The organism is Belnapia arida, from assembly GCF_016773205.1.
GTDB classification, from domain to species: Bacteria; Pseudomonadota; Alphaproteobacteria; order Acetobacterales; family Acetobacteraceae; genus Belnapia; species Belnapia arida.
Genome location: NZ_JAETWB010000005.1, coordinates 149,478 through 163,206 on the forward strand (window position 1 = coordinate 149,478; position 13,729 = coordinate 163,206).

Annotated in this window: 10 protein-coding genes; 4 read left to right on the forward strand and 6 right to left on the reverse strand. The window is 72.4% G+C overall.

Annotated elements, in window-relative coordinates; translation table 11 throughout:
- From JMJ56_RS13850 to JMJ56_RS13865, 4 genes are read right to left on the reverse strand one after another with little or no spacing between them, the layout of a single operon-like run.
- On the reverse strand, positions 1–1,020 hold the full coding sequence (locus JMJ56_RS13850; RefSeq protein WP_236037742.1) for a chlorophyllide a reductase iron protein subunit X: 1,020 nt from the start codon (positions 1,018–1,020) through the stop codon (positions 1–3).
- A complete protein-coding gene (gene bchC / locus JMJ56_RS13855) occupies positions 1,017–1,952 on the reverse strand; it encodes a chlorophyll synthesis pathway protein BchC (protein ID WP_202832352.1) in 936 nt (311 codons plus the stop codon). Before bchC ends, JMJ56_RS13850 begins: the two co-directional genes overlap by 4 nt.
- A 53-nt stretch (positions 1,953–2,005) precedes the next feature.
- The gene (locus JMJ56_RS13860) at positions 2,006–3,151 is read right to left on the reverse strand and encodes a methyltransferase (RefSeq protein WP_202832353.1); all 1,146 of its coding nucleotides are present in this window, start codon (positions 3,149–3,151) and stop codon (positions 2,006–2,008) included.
- Positions 3,152–3,156: 5 nt separating this feature from the next.
- Positions 3,157–4,026: a polyprenyl synthetase family protein gene (locus tag JMJ56_RS13865; RefSeq protein ID WP_202832354.1), complete on the reverse strand. Its 870-nt coding sequence runs from the start codon at positions 4,024–4,026 to the stop codon at positions 3,157–3,159.
- A gap of 65 nt (positions 4,027–4,091) precedes the next feature.
- Here JMJ56_RS13865 and crtD point away from each other — a divergent pair, with 65 nt between their 5' ends.
- The 4 genes from crtD to JMJ56_RS13885 all read left to right on the forward strand — a co-directional run bounded on the left by crtD (position 4,092) and on the right by JMJ56_RS13885 (position 8,706).
- Positions 4,092–5,645, forward strand: a complete 1,554-nt coding sequence (crtD, locus tag JMJ56_RS13870) for a 1-hydroxycarotenoid 3,4-desaturase CrtD (RefSeq protein ID WP_202832355.1) — start codon at positions 4,092–4,094, stop codon at positions 5,643–5,645.
- Between the two features lie 68 nt (positions 5,646–5,713).
- Entirely contained in the window at positions 5,714–6,508 is a 795-nt protein-coding gene (locus JMJ56_RS13875; protein WP_202832356.1) for a carotenoid 1,2-hydratase, read from the forward strand.
- Positions 6,509–6,644: 136 nt separating this feature from the next.
- Positions 6,645–7,907, forward strand: coding sequence for an FkbM family methyltransferase (locus tag JMJ56_RS13880; protein WP_202832357.1), 1,263 nt, complete (start codon positions 6,645–6,647; stop codon positions 7,905–7,907).
- Between the two features lie 7 nt (positions 7,908–7,914).
- The gene (locus tag JMJ56_RS13885) at positions 7,915–8,706 is read left to right on the forward strand and encodes a class I SAM-dependent methyltransferase (protein WP_202832358.1); all 792 of its coding nucleotides are present in this window, start codon (positions 7,915–7,917) and stop codon (positions 8,704–8,706) included.
- A 38-nt stretch (positions 8,707–8,744) separates the two neighbouring features.
- On the opposite strand, the gene JMJ56_RS13890 is transcribed toward JMJ56_RS13885, so the two are convergent.
- The gene (locus tag JMJ56_RS13890) at positions 8,745–9,794 is read right to left on the reverse strand and encodes a class I SAM-dependent methyltransferase (RefSeq protein WP_202832359.1); all 1,050 of its coding nucleotides are present in this window, start codon (positions 9,792–9,794) and stop codon (positions 8,745–8,747) included.
- Complete coding sequence (locus JMJ56_RS13895; RefSeq protein WP_202832360.1) at positions 9,791–13,714, reverse strand: glycosyltransferase; 3,924 nt, start codon at positions 13,712–13,714, stop codon at positions 9,791–9,793. Before JMJ56_RS13895 ends, JMJ56_RS13890 begins: the two co-directional genes overlap by 4 nt.
- Positions 13,715–13,729: the final 15 nt, after the last annotated feature.

The window sequence follows — 13,729 nt, forward strand, 5'->3', positions numbered from 1 at the left end:
TCAGCTGCCCTCGTAGACGACTTCGAGGGAGGGCTTCTCGACCAGGGCCGAGCCGCACATGTCCTCCATCGTCGCCGGGTTCAGCACCACGCCGCGGCCGACCGCATCGCCCTTGAAGAGGCCGAGCAGGTTCTCGTGCGTGAGCGGGCTGGGGCGGACGGGTGGGGCCGTCGCCACCTGCTCGGCCAGCGTCTCGAAGACCGAGGCCCAGGGGCTGCCGGGCATGCCGACGATCTCGTAATTGGCGGACTTGCGGCGGATGTCATCATCGGCGGGGATGGCCGAGAGGACGGGGATGCCGACGGCGTCCGCGAAGGCCTGGGCCTCGCCGGTGCCGTCATCCTTGTTGATGACAAGGCCGGCGACGCCGACATTGCCGCCGAGGCGGCGGAAGTAGTCCACCGCCGAGCAGACGTTGTTGGCGACGTAGAGGCTCTGCAGGTCGTTGGAGCCGACGACGATGACCTTCTGGCACATGTCGCGGGCGATCGGCAGGCCGAAGCCGCCGCAGACCACGTCGCCGAGGAAGTCGAGCAGGACGTAGTCGAAATCCCACTGGTGGAAGCCGAGCTTCTCCAGCAGCTCGAAGCCGTGGATGATCCCCCGTCCGCCGCAGCCGCGGCCGACCTCCGGCCCGCCGAGCTCCATGGCGTAGACGCCGTCGCGCTTGAAGCAGACATCGCCGATCTGCACGGCCTCGCCGGCCAGCTTCTTCTTCGACGAGGTCTCGATGATGGTGGGGCAGGCGCGGCCGCCGAAGAGCAGGCTGGTGGTGTCGCTCTTCGGGTCGCAGCCGATGAGCAGCACGCGCTTGCCCTGCTGCGCCATCATGTATGAGAGATTCGCCAGGGTGAAGGACTTGCCGATGCCGCCCTTGCCGTAGATGGCGATGATCTGCGTCTCGCGCTTCACCGGGCCCGTGTGCGGGGCGTCCGGCTCCTGCGCGGCCTCGGCGCGGAGCGCGTCCTGCATGCTTGCCTGCGGGGTGGCCGAGTTGGGCTTGCCGACGGATGCGTTCATGAACACTCGCTCCAATCCAGGACCATCTTGAGGCAGGACGCATCGGTGAAGGCGGTGCGGTAGGCGGAGGCGGCCTGCGGCGCGGCCTCCCGATGGGTGATGAGGCCGTCGAGGGAGAGGCGACCGGACCCGATCAGCGCGGTCACCGCGGCGAGGTCCGGGGCGCGCCACTCGGCGGCGATTCGGATTCGCGCCTCGCGCATGAAGGCGGGCGGGAAGGCGAAGGAGAGCGGTGCGGCGTAGAAGCCGGCCAGCACGATCTCGCCGCCCGGGGCGAGGCGGGCGATCAGCGTGTCGAGCAGGGCACTGTCGCCGCTGACATCGACGATGCTGCGGTAGTCGCGCCGCGGGTCCGCTGACGGGTCGAGGACGGGGTAGCCCTCAGCGCCGGAGCGGCGGGCGGGGCTGCTCTCCCAAACGGTGGGCGGGGCGGCGCCGGCGGCAAGCGCGAGGCGGGCGAGCAGGCGGCCGAGGACGCCGTGGCCGACGATCAGCTCGGGCTGCGCTGCGCCGGCGGTTGCATGATGGGCAGTGGCGGCGAGGGCCAGCAGCACCGCATTCTCGCGGAGGGAGGAGGCGGCGAGGACAGTTTTCTCGCCGGCGACGACCAGGCGGCGGGCGGCGCCGCCGAACAAGCCGCGCACCGGGCCGAAGCAGCGGGCGCCGGGGACGAAGACGCGCTGGCCGGGCGTGCGGCCCGAGAGCGGGCCGGCCTGCGCGATGCGGCCGACCGACTCATAGCCGGGGACCAGCGGATAGCCCATGCCGGGGAAGCTTGGCATCTGTCCGCTCCAGAGCAGGCGCTCCGTGCCGGTGCTGATGCCACTCCATTCGACGTCGACGACGACATCCTCCGCGCCGGGCGGGGTGAGGTCGAGGCGGCGGAGCATCAGTTGCTCCGGTTCCTGCAGCAGGACTGCCATGGTGTCCATCGTCAGCCCTCCCTCTTCTGATTGGTGTCAGCTTAGACTGACACTAGTAGGTGTCAAGGATTAACGACAACTTCGGCTGTCATCACCCGAACGAGCAGCGGCGTGCGGGTCGGGCGCAGGCGAGGCGCGGTGAAGCCGGCTTGGCGGAGCAGGACGGACAGCTCGGCGGGCGTGCGGGCGCGGCCGGTGCCCATGGCGAGGAGGTAGAAGCCGAAATAGGCCTCGCCGATCGGCTCGGCGCCGCGGGTGGCGGCCATCGGCTCGGCGAGCAGCAGCGTGCCGCCGGGGGGCAGGGCGGCACGGGCGGCACGGAGGATGGCGAGCGCCCGGTCGTCGTCATGGTCGTGGATGACGCGGACCAGGCTGAGGATGTCGGCGCCTTGCGGAAGCGCGTCGGTGGTGACGTCGCCGCCGTGCAGGCTCGCGCGGTCAGCCATGCCGGCGGCGGCGAAGCGGGGGCGGGCGCGCTCGGCGACGGCGGGGAGGTCGAAAAGCATCAGGCGCAGATGCGGGTGGCGCGTGCCGGCCGCGCGGAGGAAGGAGCCGTCGCCGCCGCCGACATCGAGCAGGCAGCGGTGGCGGCGGAGCGGGAGGGCAGCCAGGACCTCTTCCGCGATGATGGGCTGGGAGGCGGCCATCAGGTCGGTGTAGGCGGCGACCTGCTCAGGGCGGAGGCTGGCGGGCGCCGCCGTCCCGGCGTAGGGCCAGTAGCCGGAGAGGTGGTTGCCGCCGCGCGGGCGGCGCAGCAGCGCGACCGGGTCGGCGAGGTCGCCGTAGACGAGGGCGTGGTGCTCCACCATCGCCGTGACGCCCGGGTTGTCCACCATGGCGGCGCCGAGGGGGCCGAGGCCCCAGCGGCCGCCGCCGCGCCGCGCCAGCAGGCCGAGCGAGGCGGCGGCGGCGAAGAGCCGGGCGGCGGCCTCGGGCGGCAAGGCGAGGCGGGCGGCGAGGCACGCCTCCTCCTCCGGCCCGTCGCGCAGGATCTCGAACAGGCGGAGGCGGACGCAGGCGAGCAGCACCTGCGAATAGACGAAGCCGGCGCAGAGATCGAAGAGCGCGCGGACGCGGCGGCGCGCGACCGGGCGCGTCAGCGGGAAGCGCGCCGCCAGGCTGCGGAAGCGCGGGCTGGCGAGGATGCGATCGTAGGTGTCGCGCGCACGGTCCAGCAAGCCGGCGGGGCGGACCATGGCGCCGGACATGCGGGCTATGCGGCCCGCACCGCGAGGCTGCGCGGCAGCAGGCGCTGCGTCTCCAGCAGGATGACGGCGCGGAGGCCCTCGGCGCCCGGGCAGGGCGGGATGGCGGCGGCGGCATCGGCGGCGAGGGATTCGAGGCGGGCGATGGCGCCGGGGAGGCCCAGCTGGAGGACGGCGCTCGGGCGGTGGTGGGCAGCGTCCTGGCCGATGGGCTTACCGAGTTCCTCCTCGTCGGAAACGGCATCGCGGATGTCGTCGGCGACCTGGTAGGCTTCGCCGAGGCGGTCGCCGAGGAGGCGCCACGCGTCCGGGTCGGCGCCCGCGGCGGCGGCGCCCGCGGCGGTGGCGGCGGCGAAGAGGGAGCCGGTCTTCTGCCGCTGGTATTCGGTGAGGTCGCAGCGGGGCTCGCTTTCCCAGCCCTGGCCGGCGACGATGCCCGTCGGCATGCCGACCGAATCGCCGATGGTCAGCATCAGGGGGCCGAGGCGCTGCGGCGCGGCGGCGGCGGCGCGGGCCATCAGCTGGAAGGCGAGGACGATAAGGGCATCGCCGGCCAGCACTGCCAGAGGTTCGTCGAAGGCGCGGTGCAGGCTCGGCTTGCCGCGGCGGGTGGCGGCGTCGTCGAAGCAGGGCAGGTCGTCATGCACGAGGGAGGCGCAGTGCAGGAGTTCGATGGCGGCGCCGGCGGACTCCGCGAGGCCGGGCTGGTCGTCGCCGACCGCGCCGGCGACGGCGAGGACGAGGCGCGGGCGGAGGCGGGCGCCGCGGGGGAAGACGGCGTAGCGCATGGCTTCGGCAAGGCGCGGCGGGCTGCCGGGGCCTTCGGCGAGGGCGATGGCAGCGTTGAGGGCTCGTTCGATCCGCGTCACGGCGTCCATGGCGACCTCCCCTGCCTTGATTGTAAGGCTTGATTGTCAGTAGGAAGTGTCATCTTTAATGGACAATGGCGTCAACGACTAATCCAGCTGATGCGCGAGTGGTGGTGATCGGGGCCGGGATCGCCGGGCTGGCGGCCGCCGTCGTGCTGGCGGCGCGGGGGCTCGACGTCACCGTGCTCGAGCGGGGGGCGGCACCGGGCGGGAAGATGCGGGAGGTCGCCGTGGGCGATGCGCGCATCGATGGCGGGCCAACGGTCTTCACCATGCGCTGGGTCTTCGAGGAGCTCTTCGCCGAGGCGGGGGCCTCGCTCGATGAGCATGTCGGGCTGCGGCCGGTCTCGGTGCTGGCGCGGCATGCCTGGGGCGAGCGGGAGAGGCTCGACCTGTTCGCCGATATCGGGGCATCGGCCGATGCGATCGGGCGGTTCGCGGGGGCGGCGGAGGCGCGCGGGTATCGCGACTTCTGCGAGCGGGCGCAGAAGATCTACCGGACGCTGGAGGGGCCGTTCATCCGGGCGGCGCGTCCGACGCCCCTGTCGCTGGCGGCGGGGGCGGGGCTGCGCGGGCTCTCCGACATGTGGGGCGTCTCGCCCTTCGCCACGCTCTGGAAGGAGCTGGGGAAGCATTTCCGCGATGCGCGGCTGCGCCAGCTCTTCGGGCGGTATGCGACCTATTGCGGCTCATCGCCTTTCCAGGCGCCGGCCACATTGATGCTCGTCGCGCATGTGGAGCAGGCTGGGGTTTGGCTGGTCGATGGCGGGATGCATCGCCTGGCGCTGGCGCTGGCGGGGCTGGCGGAGGCCAGGGGGGCGCGGTTCCGCTACGGCGCCGAGGTGCGGGAGATCGAGGCGCAGGGCGGGCGGGTGTCGGGCGTCGTGCTGCGGAGCGGCGAGCGGATCGGGGCGGAGGCGGTCATCGCCAATGCCGATCTGGGTGCGTTGGCGGGCGGATTGCTCGGAGCGGCGGCGCAGGGCGCGGTCGAGAGGCCGGCGGCGGAGCGGAGCCTGTCGGCGATGACCTGGTGCCTGGAGGCCAGGGCTTCGGGTTTTCCGCTGGCGCGGCACACGGTGTTCTTCTCGCGCGACTACGCGGCGGAGTTCCGCGACATCTTCGGGCGCGGGCAGCTGCCCTCGGCGCCCACCGTCTATGTCTGCGCGCAGGACCGCGACGATGCGGGGGCCGGGCCCGATGGGCCGGAGCGGCTGCTCGTGCTGACCAATGCGCCGGCGCTCGGCGACCGGCGCGCCTTCACCGCCGAGGAGACCGCATCATGCGAGAGGAACAGCTTCGACCTGCTGCGGCGCTGCGGGTTGCAGGTGGAACGGCGGCCGGAGGCGACGGTGCTGACCACGCCGCTCGGCTTCGAGCGGCTGTTCCCGGCGACGGGGGGTGCGCTCTACGGCCGGGCGTTGCATGGCTGGGCGAGCAGCTTCGGGCGACCGGGGGCGGTGACGCGGCTGCCGGGCCTCTACCTGGCGGGGGGGAGCGTGCATCCGGGGCCGGGCGTGCCGATGGCGGCGATGTCGGGGCGGCTGGCGGCGGCGCAGCTGCTTGGGCACCTGGATTCGACCGTGCGGTCGCGCCGGACGGCTATGCCTGGTGGTATGTCGACGCGCTAAGCGACGATGGCCGGCACGGGCTGACGATCATCGCCTTCCTCGGCAGCGTCTTCTCTCCGTACTACGCGATGGCGCGGCGGCGGGGGGCGGCGGATCCGCTGCATCATTCGGGGCTGAATGTCGCGCTCTACGGCGCGCCGCGGCGCTGGGCGATGACAGAGCGCGGGCGCGATTCCGTGCGGCGGAGTGCGACGACGCTGCAGCTCGGGCCGAGCGCGCTGGACTGGGATGGCGAGGTGCTGACCATCCGCATCGAGGAGGTGACGGCGCCGATCCCCTCGCGGCTGCGGGGCGTGGTGCGCGTCAGGCCGGCGGGGATCAATCCGCGGCGTTTCCTGCTGGATGCGGCGGGGCGGCATCGCTGGCAGCCGATCGCGGCGGTGGGGCGGGCGGAGGTCGCGTTCGAGAAGCCGGGGCTCGCCTGGTCGGGCGCGGCGTATTTCGACACCAATGACGGCGATGCGCCGCTGGAGCGCGACTTCGTCGAATGGGACTGGTGCCGGGCGCCGCTCAGTGAGGGGGCGGCGATCCTCTACAACGCGGAGCGGCGGGACGGGACGCGGCAGTCGCTCGCGCTCCGCGTCGATGCGGCGGCGCAGGTGCGCGAGATGGCGGTGCCCTCCCCTGCCCTGCTGCCGCGGACGCGCTGGGGCATCCGCAGGCCGACGGGGGTGGATGCGGGGCATGCGCCGCGCGTCGTGCAGGTGCTGGAGGATGCGCCCTTCTATGCGCGCTCCGTCGTCGAGACGCAGCTCTGCGGCGAGCGGGCGACGGCGGTGCATGAGAGCCTGATGCTCGACCGGTTCGCGGCGCTGCCGATCCAGATGATGCTGCCGTTCAGGATCCCAAGGCGGTGGTGGTAAGCAGTCCGCTGCGCAGTCCTGAGACGGGGCCGGCCGCAGCCACCACCTTGCGCTACCCCCTGATACCTCGCTACCACGGTCTGGTCGTGCCGGCCCCAAGGCATGCGATCTTCATCCTGCAGCGGGAGTGCCCGGCTTGTCGGTCGACATCTTCGTATCTCATGCCCAGAATGGTGAGGACGTGGTGCTTCGCCGCGCATTCCGGGACCTGACAGGCCCGGGATTCTATGTCGATATCGGCGCCTGCCACCCGACCGAGGACAGCGTCACGCTGCATTTCTACGAGCAAGGCTGGCGAGGTATCAACGTGGAGCCGGACGAGGTGCTGCACGCCGCGCTGGCCGAGGCCCGCCCGCGCGATGCGAATATTTGCGCAGCCATTGGGCGGACGCGCGGCCGCGCAACCTTCCAGCCGACCGGAATCCGCGGCCACGGTACGCTGGACCCCGGCCTCGCCCGTATCCGGGCCGGCCAGGCGGAAGGAGCGCAGGTCCCGGTCTTCACGCTGCCGGACATCATCGACTGCTATGGCCCCGAAGACGGCGAAGTCGCGTTTCTCAAAGTCGACGTCGAAGGCTGGGAGACGGAGGTCCTTGCCTCGGCCGACTGGGACCGGCACCGACCAAGGGTCGTCTTGGTCGAGGCGGTCGACGACACCGGGCGTCCGACGCATGAGGCCTGGGAGCCAGCCCTCCTCGCACACCGCTACCGCTTCGCGCTTTTCGACGGGCTGAACCGCTTCTACGTGCGGGAGGAGGATGCCGCGCTGCTCCTGCCACGACTCGCGGCGCCGGCCAATGTGCTGGACGGCTGGCGCCATGCACGCGAGCAGGATGCCATCGGCCGCGCGGAGGCGCTTGCGGCGAAGCTGTCTGCCGCCGAAGCCCGGGCCGACGCTCTCGGAGCGGATGCCGAGGAGGCTCGCAGCGAAGCCTTTGCCGCCGTCCGACGGCGAGAAGCGGATGCCGAGGAGGCTCGCCGCGAAGCCTTGGCCGCCGTCCGACAGCGAGAAGCGGATGCCGAGGAGGCTCGCCGCGAAGCCTTGGCCGCCGTCCGACGGCAAGAGGACGCCGTCCAGGCCAGTGTAGCGGAAGCACGGAACGTGCTTGAGGCAGAGTTGCAACGAGCCCGCGAGGCGGAGGCGTCCGCGCTGCGCCGGGAGGAGGCGGCCGAGGCGCGCTTGGCCGAGCTTGAAGCTGCAACCGCCCTGGCACCGGCACCGGCACCGGTAGCGGTAGCGGCACCGGATCGCAGCGCTGAAGTCTCGAACCTGGAGGTGCAGATAGCCAACCTGGAGGCGCAGGTCGCCGCGATGCGGCGGTCGACATCCTGGAGGGCAAGCTACCCGATCCGCCTCGCCGGCAAGACGGTATATCGGCTGGCCGGCCGGAATGGCTGACCACACGATGCCGGAAGCGGTTCCGCCGGCAACGGCCGCGACGCCGGCCGATGCCGAAGCTGCCCAGGTCCTGGAACAGTACCGCCTCCTGTCTGGCCGCGCGGCACCGCCCGCGCCTGCCCCGCTAGATGCCGCCCTCGCGCAGCGGATGGCAGCCGCGCCTTGGCCCTTCGCCTCTGGCGATGGGCGACATGCGGGCCCTGTCCTCGCAGGCTTGGGCTTCGCGCTGGAGCGAAGCAGGGTCCGCCGGGGACATCGCGTCCTGGAAGCGGGAGCGAGCGGAGGTCCGCTGTCCTTCCTGATGGCGAAGCTCGGCTGCGCGGTCACGCTCCAGACGGACGACCCGACCGAGGCCGAGGCGCTGCGCCGGCAGGCGAACGAGGGCGGGTTGCCGGTCCAGGTCGCCGGCGGCCCGCTCGGCGCAGTTAGCGGCCGGTTCGACATGGTTCTCAGCCATGGAAGCCTGCGCCGGCGCCTGGACCACCGCGGATTCCTCGCGCATGTGCGGGATGTCCTCCTGGCACCGGGCGGCCGGTTGCTCCTCGTCGGCGAACCCCTGGCCGAGGATCGGCCCTCGGCCTGGGGCCTCGATACGGCTCCGGAGGCGGCGGACGCCATGCGACGGGATGGCGCCCTCGCGCTGTCCTTCCGGCCGAGCTACCTCCTCCACACGCTGGCAGAGCTCGGCTTCGACGCCGACCTGTCCTCTTGTCCTTACTCTCCCTATGGGAACACGTTCGTCGCCGGGCGCCGCCGTGACGCGCGCCCTGCCACACCCATGCATCCACCAGCGCCCTAGGATCAGGGCGATGCCGCGAGCAGGCTCGTTTCCCGGAGCTACGGAAGCAGCGCCGGGTTCCGCCACCCCTGCACGCCGTCGACCGCGACGGATCCAACGAGATCCTGCGGGTTCGGGAAGGCCGGCCGCTCGATCTCCAGTTGCCAGCCCGACGCACGCAGGGCCTGGAAGAGGCGGCCCTCGATCGGCCTGGAATGGGTGCCGATCAGGAGATACGCGACCTTCTCGCGCAGCAGCGGCATCGCGGCCTCGACGAGGTCGGCCTCGCCGCCCTGGATGTCGACGTGCAACAGGTCGATCCGGGCGTGCGGCGCCGCCAGCTCGGCCAGCGAGACCATGGGCAGGACCTCGTAATCGCCGGAGCGCAGCGCCGCCTCGCGCTGCGCCTCGGTCGCACCGAAGACCGGCTCGAGGCCCCAGGACATCCCCGCGTGTTGCTGCCGCGGAAACAGCGCCGTGCCGGAGGCCGCGGCGGCGATCCCGTGGTGCAGGCTGCGCTGCTCCGGGGCGAAGCCGTTGGCCGTGGTCGCCTCCTCGGCAAAGCCGATATGCCCACGGTCTCCCTCGACGCCGATCAGGTGGACGCTGAGGCCCGCCCGCCGCGCGGCAACGCCCGTGTTGTTGAGCCAGCACCCCCAGCCGCAGCCGAGCTCGATGACCGTGAAGCTGCCCCGTGCCAGGTCGACGGCGCGGAGCGCGGCGCCCCATTCGGCGATGTCGGCATGCCAGTTCGCCGGGATCGGGATGCCTTCCACCGTGCCGGCCCGGTCGTCGAGGATGGTCGGGAAGAATTTCGGATCGATGACCACGCCGAGGAAATTGGTGAGGTAGCCGGGCCGCGGCGCGAGGCCGGTCGCCGCATGGCGCCGCATCACCTCTTCCGGGTCGAAGACGGCGGTGTAGTGGAAGAAACGGCTGACCGCCCGGTTCCGCCAGAGCGCCAGCTCGGCCGCCGCCTCCGGCCCGAAGCCGCCCGCGGCATCGCGCTCGCGCAGCAGCGCGTCGCGCTCCTGCAGCAGGGCGTCTCGCGCCTCCCGCAGGCGCCGGAGGCGCGGGAGGCGCATGGCGAGGTCAAGGAGCATGCTCAAGGACGGACTCCGTAGCGGTCGAACAGCGCCTCCGGCGGGCCGTCCTCGGCGGTGGCCCGCCCGGCCTCCCGGGCGGCAGCATAGGCCGCATAGAGCTTGGCGAGCTCGCTGCGAAAGGCCGGCAGGTGCTTGCAGCGTTCGATCAGCCGCGCCACCGAGGTGCCATCGCGGATCGCGGGCTCCGCCTCCATCAGGGCCATGCGCGTCCACTCGCCGGCATTCCAGGCATGCTTCGTCCGGTGGCGGTCGACGCGCACCGGATCCACTCCGGCGAGCTCGGCGGCATCGAAGAGGTCGGGCATGCGCTCCAGGTGCCAGATCAGTGCCCAGCGCAGCCAGGAGACGTTCATGTTGACGACGATGGCCGGCTGGCCCACCCACCAGGCGGGCCGGTCCGCCAGCGCCGCCAGGGCATAGACCGAGGATGGCACGCAGGTCAGCAACGAGGAGAAGGGTGTCCCAGAGGTGTCCTGCCCGTAGGCCCGCAGCGCATGGTCGCGGCGGAAGGCGCAGGCATAGATCGCCGTGAAGAGGTTCTCGTTGTAGGCCGCGACCTCCCGCAACTCGCGGACGTATCGGTTGGGGCCGCCATGGCCGATGGGCCTGGCGTTGCGGATGACCGAGCTGGCGTCGGCGATCTCTTCGGGGGAGTCGAAATTCGTGTAGGCGTAGTTCAGGTACGCCATTTCGACATCGGGATGCGCCCTGAGGCCCTCCAGCACCGCACCGATGGCGCCGTCGACCACCAGGTCGTCGTCGCCGATCAGCCAGATGTAGCGGCCGCCGGAGGCCCGGGCGGTCTCGCCGAGGTTGCCCAGCATGCCGACATTGGCCGGGTTGCGCCGCAGGGTCAGGCCCGGCAGGCCCGCATAGGGCGCCAGCACTTCCGGCGTCGCATCGGTCGAGGCGTTGTCGCAGACGACGACCTCGACCTCCGCGCCATAAGGCCGCGCAGCCTCTATCAGCCGCGGCAAGCTGTGGCGCAGCCAATGAGCACGGTTATAGGTGGTGATGGCGCAGCTCAGCAGCGGACGCGGGCGCGCCGGCCCCGCGAGCACGGCCGGGAGCGGCCAGCCCGGAGCGGTCCCCGTCCGGGCCAGCGCCAGCACGACATCCTCTGCATATTCGTCCCAGTTGCGGATGGGGCGGGATACCGCCTCCCGCCCGAGCCGCGCCAGCAGCCCCTCCTCCGAGGCCAGCCGGGCGATGCCGCCGGCGATCTCGGCCTCGTCGAGCATGTCCACGACCAGGGCGCCGCCGCCGGGCGCCACCTCGGCGAGCGACGAGCCCTCGTGGCAGAGGCAGGGCAGGCCGCGCCAGAAGCTCTCCAGCACCGGCAGGCCGAAGCCCTCCTCCCAGGAGGCGAAGATGGTGGCGTGGCTGCGCTGGTAGAGGGCCAGCACCTCCTCGTCCGACAAGTGGCTGTGCAGCGTCACCCCGCCCGCCTCGGCGGCCAGGCGCTCGATTTCGGCGTCGAGCGCCTCGTAGCCGGCGCGGCGCCCGACCATCGCGAGCTCGATCTCCCGGTCTGGGCAGGAGCGGCGCGCCTCCATCAGCGCCCGCAGGACGCGCGGGTAGTTTTTCCGCGGCTCCCAGGTCCCGATGGCGAGCAGGCGCAGGGGCTCGCCCGGCGCCGGCGTGGCCTGCGGCGCCCGCTGCCGCGCCGTGCCGGGCAGGTCGCCCGCCAGCGGGCAGGGGACCAGGGCCGGCACCGGGAGGCCGCGCTCCGCCAGGTAGCGCCGCAGGTCGCCGGCGACGCTCCAGGAGATCGGCAGGGCAACATCGATTTCGCCGAAGAGCGCGGCGTAGTGGTTGAACGCCTCAAGCGCCACGGCCGGGAAGCCTTTCTGCAGCTTCACCGGGATCGCGTCGTAGAAGATCGATGCGACCCGCATGCCGAGCTGCCGGCCGAGCCTGGCCGGGTTCGACCCCGGAGGAACGGTCGGCACGACGATCTCGGGCAGCAGCAGCCATTCGCCGCGCAGGTCGGCGGGAAGCGCCTCCATCCGGGACGGCGCGGGCCCGCCCCAGGCGCCGAGCGACGTCGCCTCCTCCGCGGTCAGCAGGCCGAGACCGCCTGTTGCGGGCTCCCATTTCACCGGGACCAGATCCACCCCGGCACGCTGCAGGGCGGCGCCCAGGGCGCGGGTCACCCGTTGTACGCCGGTGTTGAAAGGCTGGGTCGCCGTGAGCCCGGCCCAGTAGTAGAGGCGCCGGGGCCGCTGCATCGCCGGGGCCACCGAGAGCCGCGCGCGCTCCCGGTGAAGCTCTGCCAGCATGGCGCCGCCATCCGCCGCCACGCGGAAGCGCCGGCGCAGGGTGGCGGTCCGCGGCAGCGTCCGCAGCGCGAGGGCCAGCGCCGAATCGCGGCTTGCCGGGGTCGAAAACAGCAGCAGGTCCATCGTCGCCAGGGCACGCAGCTCCAGCGCCGTCACCTGCAGCTCTGGCGGGATGACGGCTGCGACCTTGAGGCCGAGCGCCCTCGCCTCCACCTCGCCGCGCATCGCCTCACCCAGGTCGGCGACCGTCGAGATGGGCAAGATGGCCCAGAGGTTGCCGAGCTGGCCGTCGCCTGGAGCGACCACTGCCTCGCTGCCATCAGCGCCGCCGGGTAGCCAGGCCGCGGAGTCCCGGCGCCAGCGCAGGCGCCTGACCGCGGCACCTGCGGCCCGCAAGGCCTCGGCAAGCGGCCCGGCCCCCTGCGCCGTGCCCTCGAGCACGACGACGCGGCCGAGCCCGGGCAGTTGTCGGAGTTCCGCGAGGATAGCATCCCCGTAGTCCGCCCAATCGAGCAGGTGGCGGCGGCAGGCCTCCTCAGCGAGGCGATGACGAAGCGCTGCGTCGCAGGCCAGTTGCTCCAGGGCATCCTCGATCGCGGCGGGGTCGCCCGGATCGATGGCAAGGCAACCGCCGCCCTCGGCGATCTCGCGCATGGAGCCACGGTCCGAGCAGAGGCAGGGGCGGCCGCGCCAAAGGCTCTCGGCGACCGGCAGGCCATAGCCCTCGGCGAGGGAGAGGAATACCGTGGCGTCGCAGGCCCGCATGAGCGCGCCGACCTCCTCGTCGGGGCGGTAGCCGAGCAGGCGTATCACCCCGCCCGATTCCGCAGCGAGCTGCTCCGCCCGCTGCGCCACGGCGGGATGCAGGCTGCCGACTACATCGAGTTCGAAATCGAGGTCTGGCCGCCGCAGGCGCAGCCGGCTCAGCGCCTCCATCACGGCGACCTGGTTCTTCCGCGGCTCGACCGTGCCGAGGGCCAGGAGGCGAAGGCGACCCTCCGCCGCCGGCGCCGCGGCGTCGCCTGCCTCCCGCGGCGTGCCGCAGATCTCGGCCGCGAGTGGTACCGGGCGCACTGGCGGAAGGCGGGCCCGGTCGAAGCCCTGCTCCCGCCACCAAGCGAGAAGGTCGTCGCCCGCCGTCCATGAGATCGGCAGGATCACCTCGCAGGCGGCCAGCGCCGTGGCGTAGTCCGCATGGGCGGGGGCCATTGCCTCGTAGCCCGGCGCCCTGAGCGGGATCAGGTCGTAGAAAAGGGCGGCGAGCCGCAGGCCATGGTACCGCGCATAGTCGAGGACCACGGCGAGGGCGGGCACGGCCGTGCTGTCCGGGTCGACATGCGGCACCTCGGGCAGCAGCAGCCAGGACCCATCCCGCGATCCGGCCTTCGCCAGGTGTAGCGGGCGGCCAGCATGGGCCGGGACGGCAAGGCGCGGCCCGCCGAATTGCGCAAGCCCCTCGACCAGCCCGGCCTCCGCCTCGACGATGGCCTCCTGGAGGGGGCACCAGCGAACGGGGATCAGCTCGACATCGGCGCGGCCGGCAAGCGCGGCCCCGAGCGCGCGGACGACCCGCTGCACGCCGCTGTTGCCGGGGTACACCGCCGTATGATGGATCCAGTAGTGGATCCGGATGGTCCCCATTGCCGCCCCGGGCCT

Excerpts from the sequence above, each read along its gene's own strand:
- JMJ56_RS13850 (WP_236037742.1), bottom strand. The coding sequence starts at position 1,020 with ATGAACGCATCCGTCGGCAAGCCCAACTCGGCCACCCCGCAGGCAAGC.
- bchC (WP_202832352.1), bottom strand. The coding sequence starts at position 1,952 with ATGGACACCATGGCAGTCCTGCTGCAGGAACCGGAGCAACTGATGCTC.
- JMJ56_RS13860 (WP_202832353.1), bottom strand. The coding sequence starts at position 3,151 with ATGTCCGGCGCCATGGTCCGCCCCGCCGGCTTGCTGGACCGTGCGCGC.
- JMJ56_RS13865 (WP_202832354.1), bottom strand. The coding sequence starts at position 4,026 with ATGGACGCCGTGACGCGGATCGAACGAGCCCTCAACGCTGCCATCGCC.
- crtD (WP_202832355.1), top strand. The coding sequence starts at position 4,092 with ATGGCGTCAACGACTAATCCAGCTGATGCGCGAGTGGTGGTGATCGGG.
- JMJ56_RS13875 (WP_202832356.1), top strand. The coding sequence starts at position 5,714 with ATGGCGCGGCGGCGGGGGGCGGCGGATCCGCTGCATCATTCGGGGCTG.
- JMJ56_RS13885 (WP_202832358.1), top strand. The coding sequence starts at position 7,915 with ATGCCGGAAGCGGTTCCGCCGGCAACGGCCGCGACGCCGGCCGATGCC.
- JMJ56_RS13895 (WP_202832360.1), bottom strand. The coding sequence starts at position 13,714 with ATGGGGACCATCCGGATCCACTACTGGATCCATCATACGGCGGTGTAC.